The 23,721-nt window shown below is 41.7% G+C and carries 22 protein-coding genes and 1 pseudogene; 15 read left to right on the top strand and 8 right to left on the bottom strand.

The genetic code is table 11. The features are described from left to right. The first annotated feature begins 59 nt into the window (after positions 1-59). The 5 genes and pseudogenes from ACWJJX_RS17605 to ACWJJX_RS17585 all read left to right on the top strand — a co-directional run. Positions 60-3,203, top strand: coding sequence for an efflux RND transporter permease subunit (locus tag ACWJJX_RS17605; protein WP_070081472.1), 3,144 nt, complete (start codon positions 60-62; stop codon positions 3,201-3,203). A 152-nt stretch (positions 3,204-3,355) separates the two neighbouring features. Beyond that, entirely contained in the window at positions 3,356-4,267 is a 912-nt protein-coding gene (locus ACWJJX_RS17600) for a diacylglycerol kinase (protein WP_020955460.1), read from the top strand. Between the two features lie 147 nt (positions 4,268-4,414). Continuing rightward, the gene (rlmD, locus tag ACWJJX_RS17595) at positions 4,415-5,797 is read left to right on the top strand and encodes a 23S rRNA (uracil(1939)-C(5))-methyltransferase RlmD (protein ID WP_454023159.1); all 1,383 of its coding nucleotides are present in this window, start codon (positions 4,415-4,417) and stop codon (positions 5,795-5,797) included. 597 nt (positions 5,798-6,394) lie between these two features. Next, positions 6,395-7,687, top strand: a complete 1,293-nt coding sequence (locus ACWJJX_RS17590) for an AbiJ-related protein (RefSeq protein ID WP_454023158.1) — start codon at positions 6,395-6,397, stop codon at positions 7,685-7,687. A 3,056-nt stretch (positions 7,688-10,743) separates the two neighbouring features. Then, positions 10,744-10,818: pseudogene (locus ACWJJX_RS17585) on the top strand (SEC-C metal-binding domain-containing protein); the annotation flags it as partial. Between the two features lie 885 nt (positions 10,819-11,703). Here ACWJJX_RS17585 and ACWJJX_RS17580 read toward each other — a convergent pair. The 6 genes from ACWJJX_RS17580 to ACWJJX_RS17555 all read right to left on the bottom strand — a co-directional run bounded on the left by ACWJJX_RS17580 (position 11,704) and on the right by ACWJJX_RS17555 (position 16,140). After that, positions 11,704-12,186, bottom strand: a complete 483-nt coding sequence (locus ACWJJX_RS17580) for an antitoxin YezG family protein (protein WP_454023157.1) — start codon at positions 12,184-12,186, stop codon at positions 11,704-11,706. Positions 12,187-12,205: 19 nt separating this feature from the next. Next, positions 12,206-12,676: a TIGR01741 family protein gene (locus ACWJJX_RS17575; RefSeq protein ID WP_454023156.1), complete on the bottom strand. Its 471-nt coding sequence runs from the start codon at positions 12,674-12,676 to the stop codon at positions 12,206-12,208. 77 nt (positions 12,677-12,753) lie between these two features. Continuing rightward, entirely contained in the window at positions 12,754-13,224 is a 471-nt protein-coding gene (locus ACWJJX_RS17570) for an antitoxin YezG family protein (RefSeq protein ID WP_129093616.1), read from the bottom strand. Positions 13,225-13,267: 43 nt separating this feature from the next. Continuing rightward, on the bottom strand, positions 13,268-13,738 hold the full coding sequence (locus tag ACWJJX_RS17565; protein ID WP_146276286.1) for an immunity protein YezG family protein: 471 nt from the start codon (positions 13,736-13,738) through the stop codon (positions 13,268-13,270). A gap of 4 nt (positions 13,739-13,742) precedes the next feature. Then, a complete protein-coding gene (locus ACWJJX_RS17560; protein WP_454023155.1) occupies positions 13,743-15,749 on the bottom strand; it encodes a T7SS effector LXG polymorphic toxin in 2,007 nt (668 codons plus the stop codon). A gap of 91 nt (positions 15,750-15,840) precedes the next feature. Next, on the bottom strand, positions 15,841-16,140 hold the full coding sequence (locus ACWJJX_RS17555; RefSeq protein WP_102422619.1) for a contact-dependent growth inhibition system immunity protein: 300 nt from the start codon (positions 16,138-16,140) through the stop codon (positions 15,841-15,843). Between the two features lie 342 nt (positions 16,141-16,482). On the opposite strand from ACWJJX_RS17555, the gene ACWJJX_RS17550 reads away from it, so the two are divergent. The 9 genes from ACWJJX_RS17550 (at position 16,483) to ACWJJX_RS17510 (ending at position 21,676) form a co-directional block, all read left to right on the top strand. After that, the gene (locus ACWJJX_RS17550) at positions 16,483-17,202 is read left to right on the top strand and encodes a YebC/PmpR family DNA-binding transcriptional regulator (protein WP_003155709.1); all 720 of its coding nucleotides are present in this window, start codon (positions 16,483-16,485) and stop codon (positions 17,200-17,202) included. Positions 17,203-17,381: 179 nt separating this feature from the next. After that, positions 17,382-17,684, top strand: coding sequence for a hypothetical protein (locus ACWJJX_RS17545; RefSeq protein WP_024084982.1), 303 nt, complete (start codon positions 17,382-17,384; stop codon positions 17,682-17,684). Positions 17,685-17,860: 176 nt separating this feature from the next. Further along, positions 17,861-18,730 carry an aminoglycoside 6-adenylyltransferase gene (gene ant(6), locus ACWJJX_RS17540; protein ID WP_070081480.1) on the top strand — a complete coding sequence of 290 codons (870 nt, stop codon included), beginning with the start codon at positions 17,861-17,863 and terminating at the stop codon, positions 18,728-18,730. A gap of 132 nt (positions 18,731-18,862) precedes the next feature. Then, entirely contained in the window at positions 18,863-19,111 is a 249-nt protein-coding gene (cotJA, locus tag ACWJJX_RS17535) for a spore coat-associated protein CotJA (protein WP_003155704.1), read from the top strand. Continuing rightward, positions 19,095-19,358 (top strand): spore coat protein CotJB, encoded by a 264-nt coding sequence (cotJB, locus tag ACWJJX_RS17530; protein WP_003155702.1) that lies wholly within the window; start codon positions 19,095-19,097, stop codon positions 19,356-19,358. The genes cotJA and cotJB overlap by 17 nt, the downstream gene beginning before the upstream one ends. Before the next feature lie 14 nt (positions 19,359-19,372). Continuing rightward, positions 19,373-19,942: a spore coat protein CotJC gene (gene cotJC / locus ACWJJX_RS17525; protein ID WP_003155700.1), complete on the top strand. Its 570-nt coding sequence runs from the start codon at positions 19,373-19,375 to the stop codon at positions 19,940-19,942. An 88-nt stretch (positions 19,943-20,030) separates the two neighbouring features. Continuing rightward, positions 20,031-20,564: a GNAT family N-acetyltransferase gene (locus tag ACWJJX_RS17520; RefSeq protein WP_454023154.1), complete on the top strand. Its 534-nt coding sequence runs from the start codon at positions 20,031-20,033 to the stop codon at positions 20,562-20,564. 30 nt (positions 20,565-20,594) lie between these two features. Beyond that, the gene (locus tag ACWJJX_RS17515) at positions 20,595-20,873 is read left to right on the top strand and encodes a YesK-like family protein (RefSeq protein WP_017419062.1); all 279 of its coding nucleotides are present in this window, start codon (positions 20,595-20,597) and stop codon (positions 20,871-20,873) included. 113 nt (positions 20,874-20,986) lie between these two features. Then, positions 20,987-21,676: a YetF domain-containing protein gene (locus ACWJJX_RS17510; RefSeq protein WP_024084984.1), complete on the top strand. Its 690-nt coding sequence runs from the start codon at positions 20,987-20,989 to the stop codon at positions 21,674-21,676. 32 nt (positions 21,677-21,708) lie between these two features. On the opposite strand, the gene hmoA is transcribed toward ACWJJX_RS17510, so the two are convergent. Beyond that, a complete protein-coding gene (gene hmoA / locus ACWJJX_RS17505; protein WP_003155696.1) occupies positions 21,709-22,035 on the bottom strand; it encodes a heme-degrading oxygenase HmoA in 327 nt (108 codons plus the stop codon). An 84-nt stretch (positions 22,036-22,119) separates the two neighbouring features. After that, a complete protein-coding gene (locus ACWJJX_RS17500; RefSeq protein WP_007408938.1) occupies positions 22,120-22,482 on the bottom strand; it encodes a VOC family protein in 363 nt (120 codons plus the stop codon). A 161-nt stretch (positions 22,483-22,643) separates the two neighbouring features. On the opposite strand from ACWJJX_RS17500, the gene ACWJJX_RS17495 reads away from it, so the two are divergent. Beyond that, positions 22,644-23,510 carry an STAS domain-containing protein gene (locus ACWJJX_RS17495; RefSeq protein ID WP_063174331.1) on the top strand — a complete coding sequence of 289 codons (867 nt, stop codon included), beginning with the start codon at positions 22,644-22,646 and terminating at the stop codon, positions 23,508-23,510. Positions 23,511-23,721 lie beyond the last annotated feature (211 nt).

Below are 23,721 nucleotides of genomic sequence, written 5' to 3'. Positions count from 1 at the left end.
ATACCGTTTAGTATTATATAGAATGACCAGTCAGTCAATAAAAATTAACGGAGGACATGATGAACCACATTATTAACTTTGTACTGAAGAACAAATTCGCAGTTTGGCTGATGACGATTATCGTTACTGTAGCAGGGCTGTATGCCGGTATGAATATGAAGCAGGAATCCATACCGGACGTCAACATGCCTTACCTCTCGGTAAATACGACTTATCCCGGAGCTGCTCCGAGTCAAGTTGCGGATGACGTGACAAAACCGATCGAGCAGGCGGTGCAGAATTTAGAAGGAGTGAGCGTCGTAACGTCCACATCCTCTGAAAACGTCTCATCGGTTATGATTGAATATGATTACAACAAGGATATGGACAAGGCGAAAACCGAAGTCGCTGAAGCGCTGGACAGTGTCAGCCTTCCTGATGACGCGAAAAAACCTGACATTTCCCGTTACAGCCTCAACTCTTTCCCGATTTTGACGCTCAGTGTGACAAGCGGCAAAAGCTCGCTTGAAGATCTGACTAAAAATGTGGAAAACACTCTCGTTCCTAAGCTTGAAGGCATTCAGGGCGTTGCGTCCGTACAAGTTTCCGGGCAGCAGGAAGAGCAGGTGGAATTCTCTTTCAAAGACAAAAAAATGAAAGAGTACGGACTTGATGAAGATACCGTCAAGAAAGTGATCCAAGGCTCTGACGTCAATACGCCGCTTGGATTGTACACATTCGGCAACAAAGAAAAATCAGTTGTCGTTAACGGAAATATTACGTCAATTAAAGATCTGAAAGAGATGAGAATTCCGGTCACATCTTCTTCTGCCGCTCAAGGTCAAGCGGGCGGAGCCGGTGCGGCATCTGCGGCGGATGCTCAGGCTATGCAGCAGGCACAGCAAAGCGCGTCAGCAGGGGTGCCGACAGTCAAGCTTTCTGACATTGCCGACATTAAAGATGTGAAAAAAGCTGAATCCATTTCCCGCACGAACGGAAAGGACAGCATCGGAATTAATATCGTAAAAGCCAATGACGCCAACACGGTAGAAGTGGCCGATGCGATTAAAGATGAACTGAATCAATACAAAAAAGACCATAAAGGGTTCAAGTACAGCTCGACTCTTGATATGGCAGAGCCGATTACAGAGTCAGTGGATACGATGTTAAGCAAAGCGATTTTCGGCGCGATTTTTGCGGTCGTGATCATTCTCTTATTCTTAAGAGATATTAAATCAACGATGATTTCTATCGTTTCCATCCCGCTGTCACTGCTGATTGCACTTCTTGTGCTGAATCAGCTTGATGTCACATTGAACATAATGACGCTCGGTGCGATGACGGTCGCCATCGGACGGGTAGTCGACGACTCGATTGTCGTGATCGAAAACATTTACCGCCGCATGAGGCTGAAAGATGAACCTTTACGCGGGAAGCAATTGGTGCGTGAAGCGACAAAAGAAATGTTTAAACCGATCATGTCATCAACGATCGTAACCATTGCCGTATTCCTGCCGCTTGCCATGGTCGGCGGACAGATCGGCGAACTGTTTATGCCGTTTGCCTTAACAATCGTCTTCGCGCTTGCCGCATCACTGTTGATTTCGATCACACTGGTGCCGATGCTTGCGCACAGCTTATTCAAAAAATCGCTCACAGGCGCACCTGTTAAAGCGAAAGAGCATAAGCCGGGCAGATTGGCCAATTTCTATAAAAAAGTGCTGAATTGGTCATTAAGCCATAAATGGATTACATCTATCATCGCGGTTCTGATGCTTGTCGGCAGTTTGTTCCTCGTACCTCTGATCGGCGCGAGCTACCTGCCTGCGCAAGCGGACAAAACGATGCAGCTCACATACACGCCTGAACCGGGCGAAACGAAAAGCGAAGCTGAAAAAGCTGCGCAAAAAGCGGAAGATATGCTGCTTAAACGCAAACATGTCGATACTGTTCAGTATTCTTTAGGATCGCAAAGTCCGCTCGGCGGAAGCTCAAACGGCGCATTGTTCTACGTGAAATACGAGGATGACACGCCTGATTTTGACAAAGAAAAAGACAATGTCTTAAAAGAAATCAAAAAAACATCGAGCCGCGGCGAATGGAAATCACAAAATTTCAGTTCGTCAGGCAACAACAACGAATTAACGTACTATGTGTACGGAGATTCAGAGTCTGATATTAAAGGCACGGTCAAAGACATCGAAGGCATCATGAAAAAGGAGAAGGATCTGAAAGACGTCAACTCAGGCCTTTCCAGCACATATGACGAGTACACGTTCGTCGCTGACCAGGAGAAACTCAGCAAGCAGGGCCTGACGGCTTCGCAAATCTCCCAAGCCCTGATGTCCCAAACGTCACAGTCTCCTTTGACAACGGTGAAAAAAGACGGCAAAGAGCTTGACGTCAACATCAAAACAGAAAAAGACCAGTATAAGAGTGTAAAAGAATTAGAGGATAAAACTATCACATCGCCTGCAGGCCAAGAAGTAAAAATCGGCGATGTGGCGAAAGTGAAAAACGGCACGACGTCTGATACCATTTCCAAACGCGACGGCAAAGTGTACGCTGACGTAACGGCAACCGTCACTTCTGACAACGTCACGAAGGTGTCATCAGCCGTTCAAAAGAAAGTTGACAAACTGGATAAACCGGACAATGTATCAATTGATACCGGCGGTGTATCAGCGGATATTGCAGATTCCTTTACGAAACTCGGGTTAGCGATGCTTGCCGCAATCGCCATCGTATACCTCGTTCTTGTGATCACGTTCGGCGGAGCATTAGCGCCGTTTGCGATTCTGTTCTCGCTTCCGTTTACAGTCATCGGCGCATTAGTCGGACTGTATGTATCCGGAGAGACGGTCAGTCTGAATGCCATGATCGGTATGCTGATGCTGATCGGAATCGTCGTCACAAACGCGATTGTCTTAATTGACCGCGTCATCCATAAAGAAGCGGAAGGCCTATCGACGAGAGAAGCGCTCCTGGAAGCCGGCTCTACGAGATTGCGTCCGATTCTGATGACGGCGATCGCGACAATCGGCGCCCTGCTTCCATTGGCATTGGGCTTTGAAGGCGGAAGCCAGGTCATTTCTAAAGGACTCGGTGTCACCGTTATCGGCGGTTTAATCAGTTCGACTCTGCTGACCCTTCTGATTGTACCGATCGTATATGAAGTATTAGCGAAATTCCGTAAGAAAAAACCTGGAACGGAAGAAGAGTAAGACAGCGGGCCTTGGCTCCTTAAACGGAGCCGAGGCCTTTTTTCTTCTGGCAATTCCTGTACATATTGTTGCGATTTTCTCAAGTCATAGTATAATTAAAGGTTGTTAGTGTTAATAATGGATCGGATACTCTTAAGTAGGATGATGAGATAATGAAACGTGCACGCATAATATACAATCCGACTTCAGGACGGGAGCTTTTTAAGAAAAATCTTGCCCAGGTCCTGCAAAAATTTGAACAAGCTGGTTATGAAACCTCCACCCATGCCACCACATGCGCGGGGGATGCCACCCACGCCGCAAAAGAAGCCGCTTTGCGGGAGTTTGACCTGATTATCGCAGCCGGCGGAGACGGAACGATTAATGAAGTCGTCAACGGTCTTGCGCCGTTAGACAAACGCCCGACACTGGGCATCATTCCGGTCGGCACGACAAATGATTTCGCCAGAGCGCTGGGCATTCCGAGAGAGAATATACTGAATGCCGCTGATACCGTCATTAACGGCGTAGCCCGCCCGATCGACATCGGACAGGTGAATGGTCAGTATTTTATCAACATCGCCGGAGGAGGCCGTCTGACGGAGCTGACGTACGATGTGCCAAGCAAACTGAAAACGATGCTCGGCCAGCTTGCTTATTATTTAAAGGGAATGGAAATGCTGCCTTCACTTCGACCGACAGAAGTCGAGATTGAATATGACGGCAAGCTGTTTCAAGGCGAAATTATGCTGTTTTTAGTGACGCTGACCAACTCGGTCGGCGGATTCGAGAAGCTGGCCCCTGATTCCAGCCTGAATGACGGCATGTTTGATTTAATTATTTTGAAAAAAGCCAATCTCGCGGAGTTTATCAGAGTCGCGAGCATGGCGCTCAGAGGCGATCATATTAACGATCAGCACATTATTTACACAAAAGCGAACCGCGTGAAAGTCAATGTATCAGAAAAGATGCAGCTGAACCTGGACGGCGAATACGGCGGCATGCTGCCCGGCGAATTCGTGAACCTGTATCGGCATATTCACGTCATCATGCCGAAGGAGAAAGCGGAACAGCTGGATGACTAATACGCGGACAAAATCCTAAAACAGTATTCGTTTTAGGATTTTGTCATCTTTTCAGCGTGATCGGAAACCTTTGAAGGCTGACATTGAATTTGAAGGTTTGCCAGCACGCTGAAACAAGGCTTTTGGTAAAACGAGAGGTGATTATAGATGAAAATGAAACCCCCGATAGAAAAAAATGAATACTATGATGTGACATTTGAGGATTTGACGCACGAAGGAGCGGGCGTCGCAAAGGTTCAGGGCTTCCCGATCTTCGTGCCGAACGCCCTGCCTGAGGAAAAAGCGCAAATCAAAGTGACACGCGTCAAAAAAGGCTTCGCTTTCGGCCGCTTGATTGAGCTGAAGGAAGAAAGCCCGCACAGAACGGATGCCCCGTGCCCGATCTACAAGCAATGCGGCGGCTGCCAGCTTCAGCACATGACCTATGAAGGCCAGCTCTTGTTTAAACAGAAACAAGTCAAAGACGTCTTAGAACGGATCGGCAAGCTGGACCTCTCAAAAGTCACCGTGCACCCGACGCTCGGCATGGAAGACCCGTGGAACTACAGAAACAAAGCGCAGGTGCCGGTAGGAGAAAGAGAAGGCGGACTCGTCGCCGGATTCTATCAGCAAAGAAGCCATGACATCATCGACATGAGCGCCTGCCTGATTCAGCAATCCAAAAACGACGAAGCCGTTCAAGCCGTCAAAGACATCTGTGCAGCATACGGTGTCAAAGCCTATAATGAAGAACGCCATAAAGGCTGGCTCCGTCACATTATGGTCAGATACGGCGTCGTCACGGGCGAAATGATGATCGTCTTCATCACAAGAACAAGTGATTTTCCGCACAAAGCGAAGATCATCGAAGACATTACGGCGCAATTCCCGCACGTTAAATCAATCGTGCAGAACATCAACCCAAATAAAACAAACGTCATCTTTGGGGACGAAACAAACGTCATCTGGGGAGAAGAATACATCTACGACCTCATCGGAGACGTCAAATTCGCCATCTCCGCCAGATCATTCTATCAGGTCAACCCGGAACAGACAAAAGTGCTCTACGACAAAGCGCTTGAGTACGCAGAGCTGCAAGGAGAAGAAACCGTCATCGACGCCTACTGCGGCATCGGGACCATTTCTCTCTTCTTGGCGAAGCAGGCGAAAAAAGTGTACGGCGTCGAAATCGTGCCGGAAGCCATCGAGGATGCGAAACGCAACGCTGAGCTGAACGGCATCACAAACGCGGAATTCGCAGTCGGAGAAGCGGAAACCGTCATTCCGAAATGGTATGAAGAAGGCATCACGGCCGACACCCTCGTCGTCGACCCGCCAAGAAAAGGCTGCGACGAAGCCCTCCTGCGGACAATCATCGACATGAAACCGAAGCGGGTGGTGTATGTGTCCTGCAATCCAGGCACGCTTGCAAGAGACCTGAGGGTGCTTGAGGATGGCGGATATCAGACGCTCGAAGTGCAGCCTGTGGATATGTTCCCGCATACGAATCATGTGGAGTGCTGTGCATTGCTTGTACTAAACGACGAATAATCAACACTAAAAAAGAACTTATAAGTCAGACCTAGAATTCATGAGAATTATTGAGTAAAAAAGAAGATATATAGTGATCCGAGAACCTTTAAAAGATTCTCGGACTTCCACCTTCTTTTATTTCATTCTATTCGTTCTATAAGTTTGTATACCATTTTTTCATCTAGAACAGTTTTTTGAGTGATTCCTTAATTTGCTGAATCAGCTTTGATAAGTCCTCGTTTTGTCTTTAATGAAACCTTTTTTCTAATGTTACTCTTTTTTCATTTAGCTCCTTAATCTGTAATTGTTGTCATCTATGAGCGTTTTGATATTCCTCATCTTGAATTTCACCACGTACGTTCCTCCTGATGGTTAATTCAATCCAAATGTTTTGAAGAAAGGAATAAGCGTTGCTTATACAAGTCAAACAAATAGTGAGAAAATAGTTAATACTGTGAATTAATTATAGGAATGTCCCTTTACTTTGAAAAAGCAAATAAAAAAGACTTTGAGTATCCATAAACTTTATGGTGGAAGACAAAACTTATTGTCTGAAGTTAATTTATGCAAGTAGTTTTCTTTTGGATAGTATTGAAAGGGGAATGATTCATAACTATGAACAAAATTAGCGAGATTACAAAACGTGATATTCTTGATTTGTTTCAAAACGGAATGGATATAGAAGAAATATTTGATACGAAAAAAGTTACTTATCATTATTTTGGACAAATGGATGAGATTGAATTTCTCAAAAGATTATATGATTTAAAAAGTATGCCAAGTTCTGACTATAGATTTTCAGATGCTGAAGGCGACATATGGCAACACACAATAAACAATAATGATTACCCATATTGTTGGGTGTTTGAGGACGAGCGGTTTCATTTAAAAGATGGGAACGATGAAATATACTTGAGATTTATTTGTGAAATATTTCATCCGACAGTTAGATTTGAAAAAGGGTATTGGATGGATTTTCTTACTGAGATAAATAAATTATTAAAGCATGATGGCTATGAACTATATCCTGCCGAGAAAATCTCCAACCGTGATGTGTATAGTTGGAGAATATATCAAGCGGAAAATGACATGTTTGTTCCTTTTTCTCAAAGAAATAAAAAAGCGATAAAACAGAAAGAAATAGTATTTAAAATTAAACGGGAAGCAAGAAACCAAATTTACAAAATCTTCGAGAAATATGATTTCAGAATTAGAAAGGTAAGCGAAACGGGATGGGAATATGATGTTTTAATAAGTGAAGAAATTCTTCAAGATATAAAGATGTTTTATACTCCCAAATGCTTTAATAAGGAGAATAAATATGTCGAAACTGATAGCCTCAAAGAATTTATCTTGTCCACTTCGCCTTATAATGTGATAGATGCAATAGAGTTTTTTGAAAAGCACTGTAACAGTGATTTTGCGGCAGATATTAATACAATATTTAATTTGAATTATATTCTTCTGGAGTTAAATAACGGAAAAATTGAAAGCTTGGTAACTAGTCACATAACAAATAGTTCATGGGCTTCAATTGGCGAGGCAGGATTGAAAGAACTACTTCAGGAAGCTAGTAGGTATTATGAGAAAGAGAATTTGAATATCGCTGTTGAAAAACTCTGGGATGCTTTTGAAAGACTAAAGACATATTATTCGCCAACGTTAGATAAGAAAAAATCAGTAAATAGAATTACTGAAAATATGAGTGGTAACAATGGGATCTTTAAAGAATTATTCGAAAATGAATTTCAGGAGCTTACAAGAATCGGAAACAACTTTAGAATCCGTCATCATGAAACTACAAAAGTCGATATTAGGGATAATAGGCATTATGATTATTTTTACAAACGATGCCTTTCTTTAGTCACGACTGCCATTAGATACTTGGATAATAAAGGAGTGATTTAAGATAACTGTCTGTTATTAAAATAACCTCGGGCTAGTACAGTTTGAATATCATTCTTTTATTAATTTAAAGAATGGGAGGTCATAATTGATTGTTGCTCTCTGTTAAGAACTATATGATTGCATCTAATATTTCTTCTACCTTTAGTAAAGAAATATTATGTTTTGTATTTATGCCTATTATTCTTATGAAAATAGAGTTAATTAATATAGTGTTAACCAGCAAAAGCAAAAAGGTAGACAGAATCAACGTAACTCACATTAAAGTGAAATTGAGGAATGAGTGACTAACATGAGTAATACAAATACAATATTAGTATTAATAAATAAAGTATGGCAATCTCTCCAAGAAAAGAGTTCTGTTCTCCTCTACATGTTTCACCAGTTTCCTTAAGTTTTTTGATGTTTTTTATAAGGAATATCATCACTATCATTCTCAGAAGAAGCTTATCATAAAATTTATTACGCAGGTACAAAAATATTAATTTTGTGTAATTTTTTAAAAATATGAATTTTATAGTAAGATGATTTAAGGATTACTTTCTTGTCCAGATAACTAAATCTTAATTATGAGTAAGAGGATATATACATTTATGACCAATAGGAGTTGATTAACTTAATTTTAAACTTACTAACAATACCTAGAATTTTTTATCTTTCATAAAAACAGGAGTTGCTTTTTAAGGAGGAGCATTATGAAAAAAAGAAGGATTAAAACTCTAAAACCGGATAACTATGCTAACTTTGGACCAATAGAATTAGCGTCCTTTGGAAAAGAAGTTATTGTAAGGAATAATATGACATACGAGATGCGGCGAGAATATATAAGTCACTTAGTTAAAGAATATCCAGATGTAAAAAACAAAATAGATAAACTTGTTTTTGAAATTCGTGAATTAGTTTCGGGTTGTGATCCTTTATTATTATTACATCAAAGTTATGGTAACTATTATATGGGAATGTTGGGTAAGACATCTGAAGTGAACTACGGTTTTGATGAAATTATTTCTTTACGGATGGTGGATTATCTACAAAGTGTTATTGCTTCAACGGAGCAGAAAAAAGGGGATAATATCAACAAGAACGTCACCGAAGTATGGGGAGAAATCCACAAAAAAGTCAGCGAACTTTATTCTAATTTAAGTTATTATCACATAACACATTCGGCATTTCTAGAGAGTACCGACCCAGAATATAATCCGGAATATGATTTCTTTTATGTTCAAGCTCAGGATGTGAGAACTTCGGTAAGAGGTAAAAGGTATCCAGTTCATGATATTATTCATCATCTAGAACTATTATCTCCTCATGATGAAGTCTTTGTTGAACTCTTTGGTGTAAATATTAACAATTTTCTTTTAAGCTTGGAAAAATTACAAATATCCTTAATGCGTGGAATGAGTGATGCTGTCTGTGATCTTAGATTTATTATGGATAAAACTCTTCCGGTATTAGGAGAAAGTGTTGAGGATACATCCAAAAACCCTCAAGAAAAAATGGATGAATTATTAGTGGAAATGGGTTTAAAGGATCTTAGCGATTCCTTCAAGGGACGCTTTATGGGATATGATTTATTTAATGTGGAAAAAATAACGGGCTTGCCAAAAGCTTTGTTAAAGCACCTGTCATGGGAGGTTGGAGAGGAAAAAAGTTTTTATTCTGATGGAGATTTTTCAGGCTGGCCACTAAGAAGAACGCCTATAGAAGAGCGGCCTTTTATAAGTATTGAAGGCGCTATCTATTGCTTCGATTATTATAGTCTTTTTGACAATTTGTATAGAGTGATACAAAGGTTGATATTTAGATTAAAACCAGAGTATAAAAAAGAGTGGAATGAAAAACAAAAGATAATATCTGAACAGATACCTTTTGATTTATTTAATAGGTTATTACCAAATTCAGATATTTATAGATCTATTTATTACCAAAGTAAGACTGGGAATAACGGAAAAAACCAATGGTGTGAATGTGATGGCATATTAATTTTTGATGACCAATTACTCGTGGTGGAAGTAAAGGGTGGATCATTTAGTTATACTCATCCTACTACTGACTTCGAAGCATTCATTAAATCAATAGAGAATCTAGCAAAGAAACCTCATGAACAAGCTAGTAGATTAATAGAAACACTAAAAAATGAGGGAAGAGTTATTGTATGCGATGAGGAACATAATCCTATAAAGGAATTAAATTTCTCCGAGTATAGGCATATAACTTTATGTAGTGTTTCTATAGATAATTTTAATGAGTTTGCAGCAAGGATTGATAAACTCAAACCCCTTGGAATTGAACTTGGAGAGTTTCCATCTTGGAGTATATCGCTTGATGAGTTGAGGGTTTACGCTGACTACTTTGAATCACCAAGTACATTTCTTCACTTTTTGGAACAACGAGTGAAAGCTTCGCAATCCCCTGACCTAGAAGTGTTTGATGAACTCGATCATTTAGGGTTATATATTGAACACAATTTCTATACCAAAACAGCCGAGTCAAAAAAAGGTAGCTTTAAAGTTTGGCATGGTTATAGAGAAGAGTTAGATAATTACTTCTCTTCACTTATGATTGAAGAGATGGAAAGAGTAGAAAAACCACAACAAGAAGTGCCGAGAAAGTTACAAGAGATAATAGATGAACTAGATAAACAACGAATAAGTGGTTTCACTAGTGTTGTTAGTGACTTACTTAATTTAAAAGGTGATACACGCAAAGAAATTGAAGAAAAAATGGAGACATTATTTAAAAGACAAGTAGAAACAAAAAAAATTATGCCATTAAGTATTCATGGAGAATCTAAAATAACATTTATATGTAATATAGATGGAGTTACTAAATTTAAGCAAGATCCAGCAAGAGATTACGTACTAGCAACAATGTTAAGACCAAATGAAGACAATAGATTAGCTCTGTATTTAGAGTATAATAGCCAAAGGGAATTAATTAATGTCGAATTTGAATATCTGTGTAAAGATGATATCCCACCAGAAAGAGCATCAGAGTTTATCGAATTAGCCGATAAATATGCGGAAACACGCTTACTATCATATAAAAGACAATATGGAGTAAAAAAGATTGGTCGAAATGATTCATGTCCCTGTGGAAGTGGAAAGAAATATAAAAGATGCTGTGGTGCTTGAGGTGGGGAAGTGAGGTAAATAATTTATAAATTATTTACCTCACAATCCATGTATAAAGAAGGGTTTTACCTTGAAATTAAAGGATACCATTAGATTCTTATATAGCTAATGAGTGTTCATTAATTTATCTTTACCATCGAAAAGTTATTTCGCTTTAAAATAAAAAAAACGCGGCTAGCGTGTAATAAATAGATTATACCAATATTAGTTGAAATTTTATCTTTTATCACTACAGAAAGAGTACAAGGGATATTCACTCTTGTACTAGAAAAGCAGGGTTCTATGTTAGTTGACTGCTGGTGAATTTATTTAATTGAAGAACAATATTAATAATTAATGGTTTTAGGCGGATTCCAAAACTCTTCTTTTTATTTAACACAGGTGGAGTGTGTGGCTCCACCTATCTTGTTTTTAAGTCTTTTAATTTGTTTAATTCATAGTGGCAGTGATAATCATAAACTTTATCCATCGATTTAAAAAACACCAGAGCCGCTGGTAGTAAAGCACTGAAAAATGCTTGTTAAGGCAATACAATTTTATTTTGTGTTTCAATAAGAAAAAGTATTAAATGGCTGTTTAATGTAGTTTTAAAGGTTGATCTGGAAAATGAGTTTCTCCTTTGTCTTTACTTAAATCCTGTCCATTACATTACATTACAGTAAGTAAGCCCTTAACTGATCGACTAAGTCCCAATTTATAACATCCAGCAAATACTGATATCCATATTTGAATTGAAGGACTCCACTTATTATGGTTGAAATCAAGAACATGTTTTATTTCTCTTAGTTCAGGAAATGATCAATTGGTATGGAATAATTATCGATCTTGTTAGGCAAATCCGATAAATTCGTTATGATTTTGTTTAAACATAAAACTTTTAATATCCTAAAGTTCGCTTTTAGACTGTATGTCCCGTCCTAGAAAAGTTCTTACCGACTCTCTCTTAGGATATGTCCCTAAGTGTTCATAAACCCAAATTGCTTTCCGTTGAGAGATTGTGTATTGAGACTGTAAAACATCCTCGTAATCGTATTCTATTGATAATTTTCCGTTTATCTCTAGCTGAAGTGTCAAGGTCGTCCAGATATCCTGGTTATTTTCTTTGAACTCATCTCGTAATTCCTCAAATGAGTCATGTAATTGTAATAATAATTCGTCATAAATGTCCTCACTAACATGAAAATGTTCAGGAATATTATGAGAATAGATATAATCCTCACTTTGAGGAGGATTGAAATAAAAGAAAACTTCAGAAGAATCGTCGAGTATTTCTGCATAAAGAATGACCTTTTCCCATTCAGAAGGAATGATTTCGTTAATGCCTTCTGCTATCTGTTGATATAATTCACCCATTTTTTCTGTTTCCATGCTAACCTCCAGTTCAAATTTATAGATTTAGGTAGCTAATTAAAAAGGCTTGATCTTCCTCGTCTTCAGGCAAAATTCCAAGAGTTTTGTACTCCCATAATGCAATTCTTTGATACCCATCAAGCTCAGATGCCAAAATATCATCATCATTATAATCAAGTTGGAATTGACCGTTGCTCTCCAATGTCAATGTATGGTTCGTCCAAACCTGATCATTATTATTTTTGTGCTCAGCTCGTAATTCCTCAAAAAGTTCACGGATTTCTCTTAATAAAGTTTTGAAGATATCTTTACTTACACTGTATCGCACTGGTAGATCTTGCGAATAAATCAGCTGACGTTTTTCTGGTGTCTTGAAGTGAAAGAGAACCATGGTAGAGTCATCTAATACTTCTGCATAAAGATATATTTTTGCCCATTCACAAGGTATGATGTCATTTAATTTCTCACCAATAATCTGGTACAGATCTTTCATTTTCTTATTTTCCAACCTTTTTCACCTTCAATCGTCGAGAGATCCTAGTTATAAAAAATAGCCCAGCAGTAAAGCGCTGAGCCATTATTGATTTATAGACCGAAGTAGCTTATTACAAACTGTTTATCATCCTCATCTTCAGGCAAAATCCCCAAGTTTTGATATTCCCATACCACTTGCCGTTGTGTTCCGTTTAAGTCTGAGGCGATGACATCGGTGTAATCGTAGTCAATTGAGAATTTACCGCTTCGTTCGAGATGCAAAGTGAGGTTTGTCCATAAGTCCTCGTTGTTTGTTTTAAATTGATCCCGTAACTCTTCAAAGTAATCATGCAATTCATATAGAAGTTCGTCATATATATCTTCATCAACATTAAAATGTTCAGGAATATCGTGTGAATATATATATTCCTGATTTTGTGGAGTAGTAAAGAAGAAGTAAACTTCTGAAGAAACATCTAAAATTTCGGCATAAAGAGCAACCTTCTCCCACTCAGAGGGGATAATTTCATTTATTTGCTCAGAGATTTTTTGATATAGTTCGCCCATTTTTTCAGTTTCCACAATATCAGAATCCTTTTTAATTTTTTTGCCGTTTGAAAGCTTATTATATGTTTAGATACTCTTCTATGAATTTTCTATCTTCCTCATCAGCTGGCAGTATGCCGAGATTTTGATATTTCCAAACATCTCGTCTTTGAAGGTCATCAAGTTGAGAGGATAAAACATCATCATAATTATAATCAATTGAGAACTTTCCGGTGTTTTCTAATTTTAAAGTGAGATTTGTCCAAATATCTTGATTGTCTAGTTTAAATTCTTCTTTTAGTTCTTCAAATAGCTCTTGAAGTTCAATCAGCAGTTGATCGTAAATCTCCTCGCTTACATTAAATTGTTCAGGTATATAATGAGAAAATAAATAATCACTGTTATTTGGTGTTGTAAAATAAAAGTATATATCCGCTGAGTCATCAAGTATTTCAGCATATAAAACGATCTTTTCCCATTGAGATGGAATCATTTCATTTAGATGTTCAGCAATCTTTTGATATAATTCACCCATTTTTTGAGTTTCCATTAGATTAACCTCCAGCTTTATTCTTAATGATTGTTCTAACAGGTTCTTTATCCCCAACTTTATATACAACAATAAATTTAGAAGGTCTTAAAGAATCACCCTCATAAATGTTGTTAATTTTAACTGTCACCTGTTTTGGTGGTTTTTGACTTAAAGCCTTAGACCATACTTGCTCCATGTTGTACCATTTCCCGCCGCTCCTATTAATCTGAGAATTCATCGGCACGATGTTGTCGAATTGGCCTGAGCCTTTGAATTGGGTGGCGATTAGGTGGCCTCCGTCGTCATCTGTCAGACGGTCTGGTTTACCTGCTTTTGATTGCGCATATTGGTTGCGTTTTGCTTCTCCCAGCTGCAAGTCTGCTTTGACACTTGTAATTCTACCATAGTTGTCAGTGGTGTACGTGTAGCCTTCTTTTGTTTTGTAAATGACATTCGGCTTCAATACTTTCTTTCTGGTCCATTTCGCAAAATGCTCGCCGTATTTGACCGTTACCGGCGGTACATGCGGTGCCGGTGTCCGCCTGCCGCTTGCGGAGGTTCCGTACGGTTTCGGCAGGATGACCTTGGCGAATTTCTGCAGTCCCTCTTTAAGTGTGACCCCGTTGACTGCGTTGTAAGGAACGCCTGCCGGCACTAAGTCGTGACGCGGATGATAGGGGAGAATATCAGCCAGGGTGAGATCTCCAATTTGATTTAACTTGGTTTTGACACGTTTTTTTGATACTTCCATGCCTGTGTTTACTTTTTGTTTGATGTGATCAACGGTTTGTTTTGAGACCGTTATCACTTTTTGTGCTGCGGCGGATTTGCTTGCTGCTGTTTTGACTTTGGTTGTCACTTTGGCGGCTGTGCCTGTTTTTGAGACGGCGCCGACGCCTTTTGTGCCGACAACTGATGTCACAACGGTGCCCACTGCATATGACACCCATCTTGCTCTGGAGTAGGTGTCGCCATTCACCATGTCTTTTTGGTACGATTCTTCGATTGCCGCTGAAATGGCTTCATACGTTTTGATCGGGTGAGCCACCGCTCCTGTAATGGCTTCAACCGTTCCGCCCGGATCTGTGACCATATCCCACAGGCCTGTGACCGCGTCTTTTCCGGAATCATAAAGGCCGACGGCAACGCCTTTGAAACCGTCTGTAAGTTCACGCGTGTTTTCAATTTGAGTGAAGTAGCGCTGCTGTTCTTTTGTCAGGTTTTTATAGCCGATTGTTTTGGCCATTGAGTAGAATTCATCAGCATTCGCATAATCGTAGTTTTTCAGTCTTTCTTTCAGTTTTTCAATCTCTCGTTCCTTCGCTTCCTCTTTCTTCATCTTCAAATAAGCATCCGAATGTCTTGCAATCTCGCCTTTCTTCTTATGGATGTCGCTTTCTCGGTATGCCTTGGCGTTATAGTGAAGCGGCGTGGCGCTTTTTCCTTTGCCCGTGGCGTTTTGGAGCTGCTGAAAGTCGGCTTGGATGAACTGTTCGTTCGCTTCGGTTTCTGCGTATTCTTTCGTTAGATCGTGATCAAGCTTGCCGAGCTTATGTATCGTTTCGCTTCTTTTTTTGTCAGCTGAAGACAGCTTCTGATCTGTGCTTTCCGTTGAAAATAGATCAAGCGAGATGATGTCTTCGATCTCTCTGAGGATGGACCCCATGTCCTTTTTTTGCCCTTCCATAATCGCCTTTGATTTGCTGAGGGCGTGGGTGAGTTCATGCTCCAGAAATGATTCCTCCACATGCGAACTGGAAAGTCCGGCATCTTCGACCTTGCCGGGAAGGCTTGTGAGAAATGCGATTTTCATATCGATCAGATCAAGCCAGCTGTCTGTGACGCCGGCGTGGTCCTGGAAAAAGGCTTTGATGGTGTCGGCGCCCCGGCCTGAGAAATCATTGTCACCAAGATCAGCCATGCCTTGAAATGCTTTTTTCAGATTGACCATCTGGCCGCGCAGTTTTTTGTATTCACCCGCGCGCTGTTTGGCAGCGGCGAGGAGGGTGGTTGCTTCGAAAACTTTCATGACCATATCCTTTCATTCGGGGATTTATAGAGGGAAAGATTAAGAAACTTATCAGGGACTGTGCAAACATAGGAATAGGGTTTCCCTGAATCTATAAAGCCTCAATATTCTTTTCGATTTTTTGAATGACTTGTCTGAGCCATAGTATTGGGGATAGTTCGTAACTATTGATATCTACACCATCTGCAGATTCTTCTATAAAATCATTTTTTTCTTCATCTGAGTAATCGCTATTTATAAACGTTTTGAGTGCTACTACATCGTTTTCTTGTTCTTTTTTAGGTATCTCTGCTAAGTATTCTTCAAGAGCTGACTCAGAAGTGTCTATATCTTGATGGAAAATCCCTCCTAAAAATTGAAATGCAGGTTCAGAAATATTTGTTTCAATCATTGATCTCACCTCTTGGGTAGGCTGGTTGCTTCGAAAACTTTCATGACCATATCCTTTCTTTTGTTCGATATCAAAATTTTACCACGGGAGTCAGGATATACAGTGTAGGAAATAGGTAATAAGAATAAAATGAATCTTTTGGCTTGCGACTTCCTTCCTGTATGAAGGGAGACTTTTTATGTTTTGTACAATAATCCTCAAATTCGGCTTACTGCGCTCCGGTGATTTTAAGCGTGCCTGTTTTTTCTAATGTCTTACACTCGAAACAACCCAACCGCTGAGGTATAATAGAAGCAGAGTATTTATCATACAGATTCAATTCGTGAAAGAGAGTGGAACAAAATGGGCCGTAAGTGGAACAATATTAAAGAAAAGAAAGCATCAAAGGACGCAAATACGAGCCGGATTTACGCGAAGTTCGGCCGTGAGATTTATGTGGCGGCAAAACAAGGCGAGCCAGATCCGGAATCGAACCAGGCGTTAAAAGTGGTGCTTGAGCGCGCGAAGACGTACAGTGTGCCGAAAAATATTATTGAGCGTGCGATTGAAAAGGCGAAAGGCGGCGCGGAGGAGAACTTTGACGAGCTGCGTTACGAAGGTTTCGGGCCGAACGGTTCAATGATCATCGTTGATGCGTTAACGAATAATGTAAACCGCACGGCGCCTGAAGTGCGCGCCGCATTCGGGAAAAACGGCGGAAATATGGGTGTGAGCGGGTCTGTCGCTTACATGTTTGATGCGACCGCCGTTATCGGCGTTGAAGGCAAGACGGCGGATGAAGCGCTGGAATTGCTGATGGAAGCTGATGTGGACGTGCGCGATATTTTGGAAGAGGATGACAGTGTTATCGTGTATGCTGAGCCTGATCAATTCCATGCCGTACAGGAGGCATTCAAAAATGCCGGCGTTGAAGAGTTCACGGTTGCGGAGCTGACGATGCTTGCGCAAAATGAAGTCGAGCTTCCGGAAGATGCGAAAGCTCAATTCGAAAAGCTGATCGATGTGCTGGAAGACCTCGAAGACGTACAGCAGGTTTATCACAATGTAGATTTAGGCGAATAAAGACAAAAAGGCCGGGGCGGCATAAGTTCCGGCCTTTTTATTTTGCTTATGCGGCCGGCCTGTATCGTATTTCTCCGTAAGCAATTATTGATTATTTCGCCAAAACTGGGCGGATGCCCATACGTTTCCTTCCGCATGTCATAAACTGGACTGTAACCTATGTGAAGGAGCGATAAATCATGAATGAAAGAAGACCGATTTACGGCGGAGGCTATGGCGGCTACGGAGGCTACCCGGGGTACGGTTTTGGCGGCTACGGCGGCTACGGTGGCTACGGCGGCTTCGGAGGATATCCGGGATACGGTTTCGGCGGAGGCTACGGCTACCCGGGGTACGGTTTTGGCGGTTACGGCGGTTACGGCGGTTTTGGCGGCTACGGCGGCTTCGGAGGATATCCGGGGTACGGTTTTGGCGGCTATGGCGGAGGCTACGGCGGCTACCCGTTCCATCACCATCATCATCGGGACAGCCAATATATCTGACCATTCGGGAAAAGCACTCTTGGAACAGCAAGAGTGCTCTTCTCATGTTCTTGCAGCTGTGTTACGATTGGAGCAAAATCATCAAGTACATAGGACTTTTCTGTAAATCATGAGCAAGTTGTTTATAAACTGAAAAGCATGATCTGTAAAAATCTCTTTATCGGGAGGTTTTACATGTGAGAAGTGAAGACGAAATGATGAAATTGATTCTTGATATTGCGATGAAGGACGAGAGAATCCGTCTTGTCACTTTAGAGGGATCAAGAACCAATAAAAATGTACCGAGAGACAAATTTCAAGACTATGATATTTCTTATTTTGTGACCGATATGGACTCTTTCACATCTGACGAAAGCTGGCTGGATCAGTTTGGCGAAAGAATGATGATGCAAAAACCTGAAGATATGGAACTTTTCCCTCCGGAACTCGGAGACTGGTTCTCCTATCTCATGCTTTTTAAAGATCATCATAAAATCGACTTAACTTTGATCCCTCTGAGTCAAACAGAGGATTATTTTACACAGAGTGATGGTTTGGCGGAAATAGTATTAGACAAGGATGACAGAATCAACAGTAAGATGATTGCGAGTGATGAACAATATCATATAAAGAAACCGACCCCCAGAGAGTTTGATGATTGCTGCAATGAATTTTGGATGGTTTCAACCTATGTGATTAAAGGATTAATGCGTAAAGAAATACTGTTTGCGCTGGATCATATGAATGACATTTTAAGGCCTAATGTTTTGCGTATGATTGCGTGGAATATCGGGATAGAGAATCAGTTTTCATTAAGTGTAGGGAAGAATTATAAGTATATTCAACATTACATGAATGCGAAAGATTGGGAAATTCTGCTGAATACTTATGTCGGCAATACGTATGAAAGCGTGTGGAAGGCATTGTTTGACTGCCAGGATCTCTTCAGAGCATATTCAACGTCAGTGGCTGTTTTATTGAGATATGAATATCCTGAATATGATCAGCAAATTACGGAATATACAATTAAACATTATCAGCGCTTTCAATCAGATTTTTCATTATGATTTTTTACTTCAAATTCCAGATGAGCTGCATTGAGTCCGTTTTTAACGGGCTTTTTTATTTTCTTACAGGGCATAAATGCCGATACGGATTCATACCTATTAAGGTCATGTGTTTAGGAAAGGAGGATCGTAATGAAAGAAAATCAGCCGTTTACACCGGTCAAATCCTATAAACCCTTCCACAGCCGGTTTGATCCCTGCCCGCCGATCGGAAGAAAATACTACAGAACGCCGCCGCATCTTTATATGCGGTTTCAGCCGTATCACTTGGAGCAGTTTTCTCCGATGGAGGCATTGAGAAAAGGAACCCTTTGGAAGGATCTTTACGATTTCTATGATAATCCTTATCGGGGGGGAATCGAATATGGCGAAAAAGATTGATGATGAATACTATCGGCTGCTGGAACAAATCCAGGCGGCGGACTTTGTCTTGGTGGAGCTGACGCTTTATCTGGATACGCATCCCCATGACCGTCTCGCGCTTCAGCAGTTTCATGAATATTCCCGGTACTCAAGGCAGCTGAGAAAACGGTTTGAACCTGAGTACGGACCGCTTCTGCAATTCGGCGTGAGTCAGGCCGGCGCTCAATGGGACTGGGGCCGCGGTCCTTGGCCATGGCAAGTATAAGGAGGGATCTGTAAATGTGGGTATATGAAAAAAAGCTGCAGTATCCGGTTAAAGTGAGTACATGCAACCCGATGCTGGCTAAGTTTCTCATTGAACAATACGGCGGGGCGGACGGCGAATTGGCCGCAGCGCTCCGGTACTTAAACCAGCGCTACACGATTCCTGATAAGGTGATCGGCCTGCTGACGGATATCGGCACGGAGGAGTTTGCGCATTTAGAAATGATTGCGACGATGATTTATAAGCTGACAAAAGATGCGACACCGGAGCAGCTGCGTGATGCAGGGCTCAGTGATCATTACGTCAACCATGACAGCGCGCTGTTTTATCACAATGCGGCCGGAGTTCCGTTCACAGCGTCTTACATACAGGCGAAGGGAGATCCGATTGCTGATTTATATGAGGATATTGCGGCTGAAGAAAAGGCGAGAGCGACGTATCAATGGATTATTGATATTTCCGATGATCCTGACCTGAATGATTCACTCCGTTTTCTGCGTGAGCGTGAAATCGTTCACTCTATGCGTTTCAGGGAAGCGGTTGAGATTTTAAAAGAAGAACGTGATAAGAAGAAAATTTTTTAAACGGCCCTCAAACATGACGGCTGTTTTTTTCCTTTCTGCGTTTGGTCTATAATAAAGGTGTCGAATATTCTGATTACAGGAGGATTTTATGACACCATTTACGATTACGGAGGAGAAGACGGGGGCATTCCGGGTCACCTCCGCCCGGAAGGATGATGAAGAAGAGGTCATGGATCTGCTCGTGCAAGCGGCAGAATGGCTTCGCGATAAAGGGTCGAACCAGTGGATCGGCCTTCTGCAAGGGGAAGATACCCACAATATGCGGGAGGCGATCGCCAAAGGGTATGTTTTTTTATTCAGGCAGAATGAAGAGCTGGCCGGCGTCGTCATGCTGCTTCCCGAAGCAAGCGGGTGGGACAGACGTCTATGGGGCGATGAAGGACATGAGGAGTCCGTATATCTCCACCGGCTGGCGATTAACAGGCGGTTTGCAGGCGCGGGGCTCGGCCGGACAATCATGACTTGGGCGGAGACGGGTGTGTCTTGTCCGGGAAAAACGAAAATCCGGCTCGACTGCGTGGCCGAAAACAAGGCGCTTCAGTCGTTTTACAGCGGAATGGGTTACGAATCAAAAGGGCTCGCGCCGGGTTATCATTTGTTTGAAAAAAAGGTGAGTAAATAAAAAGCTCCTTATGACGGAGGTGCAAAAGACATGGGGTTTTTTTATCTGATCTGTCTGGCCGCATTTTGTCTTAACTTTGCCGTATCGGCTGTGCTCCGTAAGAAATGGCCGAAAAAGATGTGGCCTGAGTGCCTTTTGGCGGTGCTGGGCCTGACTGCTTTCGGTACGGTTGTTTACAGCATTTTCGGTGTCGGCGGCTGGGAAGGAATGGGCTTGGGGCTTGCCGCGATGTTTGCGGGTTCCGGAGCGGCAGCCGGTTATGCCGCTGAGGTGTGCTTACGGGTCGTCAGATCGAATCAAAAACAGTAAGCAGAAGTGAAAAAACGCGGCCTCGGCTGCGTTTTTTTGTGTATTGCCGGCCGCTGTATAGAAAACAGGCGGATGTCCATAATGGTAATGACTTTTAAGAAGAAGGTGCGAATATGGGACATTTACTTACAGTGGCTTGGGAGTTAGTATGCGGTTTGGGTATTTTATTTGTGATTTTAAAATTGCTTGGAAAAACTCAATTCTCGCAAATTACGCCGTTTGATTTTATTTCCGCGCTCATCCTCGGCGAACTGGTCGGAAATGCGGTGTATGATAAAGGCGTCAGGATTATTGAAATCATTTTTGCTTCTCTGTTATGGGGGGTTTTAATTTATCTCATCGAACTGATTACGCAGAAAGTAAAAAGCTCCAGAAAGCTGTTGGAAGGCGAGCCGAGTATTATCATACATAAAGGAAAACTGAAATATGATGTGCTGAAAAAGAATAAGCTGGACATTAATCAATTGCAAAGCCTTCTCAGACAGGCGAATTGCTTTTCCATACAGGAAGCGGAGTACGCGATTTTAGAAACAAACGGGATGGTCAGCGTCCTGCCGAAATTCCAATATGACACGACGAAAAACGGCGACATGCAAATAAAGCCGAAGCAGGTCTCTTTGCCGGTCACGCTGATTATTGACGGCGAAGTGCTGTATGAAAATCTGAAAGAAGCCGGGCTGGAAGAAAAGCAGCTGAATCAGGAGCTGAAAAAGCTGAACATCAAAAAAACGGAGGACGTGCTGTATGCGGAATGGAAGCCCGATAAACCGCTGTTTGTCCTGCCGTATGAGGAGAAAAAATAAAAAGAGCATTGCCCTGGGGCAAATGCTCTTTATTATTTTTCGTGTACGCCTGTTTTAACGGCTCTGACATGATACATACCGACATCCGTTCCAAGCATATAATCAGGTTTCGGCTTGCCTTGGTTTGCTTTGTGGGCCGCGATGTGGTCTTCGCTTTTTTCCCATTGTTTCCAATGGTCTTCAGACTCCCAGCGGATTAACACGACGACTTCTTCATCACCGCGGCGGACTTTTTTTTCCAGAACCGTTACGTCTATCAAACCTTCCTGCTTTTCAATCACGCCTTCTGAACTGAAGCGTTCGATTACTTTGTCGGCATGTCCTTCTTTTACGGTCATTTTTCTGATTTGCACAAACATCTGGCAGCTCTCCAATCATTTTCACGCTTTATCCAACATTTTAAATGAAAATGATTATCAAAGTCAATTGAGATGCCTGACGGATTACGATTTCAGGAGAAAGACATGACCATCCTCATCTTTAAATTGCACGAAGCTGCCCCATTCCATTTGTTTCGGTTCATCTAAAAAGGTGATGCCGTTCTTTTTCATCTGTTCGTATGCGGCAAAGACATCTTCACACTCAAATACGATAGAAGCCTTCATATGCTCGGCCCCTTTCATCATCGATTTCGGATAAATAACCAAATGAGTGGCGGCCCCTTTGGGCGCTACCTCAAGCCAGAAGGCGCCCGGTCCCATCGGATGCTCGGCGACGGTTTCAAACCCCGCTTTTTCCGTCCAGAATGTTTTCGCTTTTTGCTGATCATCAGTGTATACGGCAACTGTCGCGATTTTTTTGATCATCATACTGACCTCCTGTTTCATTTCTTTTATAGTGTATCCTCCTGCCGAAAAAAGCAATCAAAAGCTTTAATGTGCCGGCTTTTTTTAATTTCTCTAGTGCGATCGGCGATTCCGATTTATAATTTAGACAAAAGTACATATTCTTGAAAGAGGAGACGGCAGTGAACAAAGACCAATTACTTCATGATTATATTATTACACATTCGGCAGAGCTGACGGAAAAATGGCTTAAACTGAGACGGAAGCTGAGAGGGCGTTTTTATTCTGCGGATCAATTAAGTGAGGAAATGAAACGGCTGCTGATCGAGCAGCATACCTTTACAAACACGGTCATCGCAAGCGCTTTTTTGGAAGATCCGGCCGTTTTTCAGCATAATAAAGAAAAATGGGCCGCACAGGTAGCGAAAAGCAGAGTGGAGCAAGACGCGGAGGTTCATGAGGTCGTTGAGGCGATCGGCAATTCAAGAACCGTCTTTTGGGAGGCGGTCACCCGTTTTATGGATGAGCATCAGGACATTGTAACAAATGAGGATGCCCGCCGCTGGAATTACATTGTCAACGGCTCGTTTGATCAGCTGATGACGGATTTTACTGAACAGTTTCAGAAATTAATGATCGCGAGGCTGTCATCTCAGCAGGAGCTTATTTCCGAATTGAGCTGTCCGGTTATTTTGATCGCGGATACGATCGGCACTCTGCCGCTTATCGGCGCGATTGATACAAGACGGGCGCGTGTGATTTTGGAGTCGGTGCCGGAAAACTGTGTCGCCAAACGGATCACAAACCTTGTGATTGATCTGTCCGGTGTGCCCATTGTCGATACGATGGTGGCGCAGCAATTGTATATGCTGTCGAAAACGTTATTTCTCCTCGGCATCAGAACCGTGTTTTCCGGCATTCGGCCTGATGTGGCACAGACTTCTATCCAATTGGGACTTGATTTTTCAGAGTATCAAACTTACGGCTCTCTGGAGCAGGCGCTCGCCAGCATGGGTGTCACATGTGTGATCGAGGAAGCAAAAGCATAGAAAAAAGGTGCTCCGGCCAGAGGCGGGGCGCTTTTTTTGTCAGCGGAAAACAATTTAAATATTCTAAAACTTAGTTGACAGCTAGGGATAGTTTGAATTATTCTTATACACATCGAACCGGCACAAATAGCTGATCGTACACAAACGAAAGCTGGCCGTTCTGTCCAAATCTGATACCGGTATAATTGCCCATCAGTCAACTGAAGGCATA

The sequence above is a fragment of the Bacillus sp. YH3-2-B2 genome, assembly GCF_053663335.1.
This window is presented reverse-complemented; position numbering and strand designations above follow the sequence as displayed.

Coding starts and splice junctions, on each gene's coding strand:
- ACWJJX_RS17605 (WP_070081472.1), top strand. CDS start 60: ATGAACCACATTATTAACTTTGTACTGAAGAACAAATTCGCAGTTTGG.
- ACWJJX_RS17600 (WP_020955460.1), top strand. CDS start 3,356: ATGAAACGTGCACGCATAATATACAATCCGACTTCAGGACGGGAGCTT.
- rlmD (WP_454023159.1), top strand. CDS start 4,415: ATGAAAATGAAACCCCCGATAGAAAAAAATGAATACTATGATGTGACA.
- ACWJJX_RS17590 (WP_454023158.1), top strand. CDS start 6,395: ATGAACAAAATTAGCGAGATTACAAAACGTGATATTCTTGATTTGTTT.
- ACWJJX_RS17580 (WP_454023157.1), bottom strand. CDS start 12,186: ATGGAAACAGAAAAAATGGGTGAATTATATCAACAGATAGCAGAAGGC.
- ACWJJX_RS17565 (WP_146276286.1), bottom strand. CDS start 13,738: ATGGAAACTCAAAAAATGGGTGAATTATATCAAAAGATTGCTGAACAT.
- ACWJJX_RS17560 (WP_454023155.1), bottom strand. CDS start 15,749: ATGAAAGTTTTCGAAGCAACCACCCTCCTCGCCGCTGCCAAACAGCGC.
- ACWJJX_RS17555 (WP_102422619.1), bottom strand. CDS start 16,140: ATGATTGAAACAAATATTTCTGAACCTGCATTTCAATTTTTAGGAGGG.
- ACWJJX_RS17550 (WP_003155709.1), top strand. CDS start 16,483: ATGGGCCGTAAGTGGAACAATATTAAAGAAAAGAAAGCATCAAAGGAC.
- ACWJJX_RS17545 (WP_024084982.1), top strand. CDS start 17,382: ATGAATGAAAGAAGACCGATTTACGGCGGAGGCTATGGCGGCTACGGA.
- cotJA (WP_003155704.1), top strand. CDS start 18,863: ATGAAAGAAAATCAGCCGTTTACACCGGTCAAATCCTATAAACCCTTC.
- cotJB (WP_003155702.1), top strand. CDS start 19,095: ATGGCGAAAAAGATTGATGATGAATACTATCGGCTGCTGGAACAAATC.
- cotJC (WP_003155700.1), top strand. CDS start 19,373: ATGTGGGTATATGAAAAAAAGCTGCAGTATCCGGTTAAAGTGAGTACA.
- ACWJJX_RS17520 (WP_454023154.1), top strand. CDS start 20,031: ATGACACCATTTACGATTACGGAGGAGAAGACGGGGGCATTCCGGGTC.
- ACWJJX_RS17515 (WP_017419062.1), top strand. CDS start 20,595: ATGGGGTTTTTTTATCTGATCTGTCTGGCCGCATTTTGTCTTAACTTT.
- ACWJJX_RS17510 (WP_024084984.1), top strand. CDS start 20,987: ATGGGACATTTACTTACAGTGGCTTGGGAGTTAGTATGCGGTTTGGGT.
- hmoA (WP_003155696.1), bottom strand. CDS start 22,035: ATGTTTGTGCAAATCAGAAAAATGACCGTAAAAGAAGGACATGCCGAC.
- ACWJJX_RS17500 (WP_007408938.1), bottom strand. CDS start 22,482: ATGATCAAAAAAATCGCGACAGTTGCCGTATACACTGATGATCAGCAA.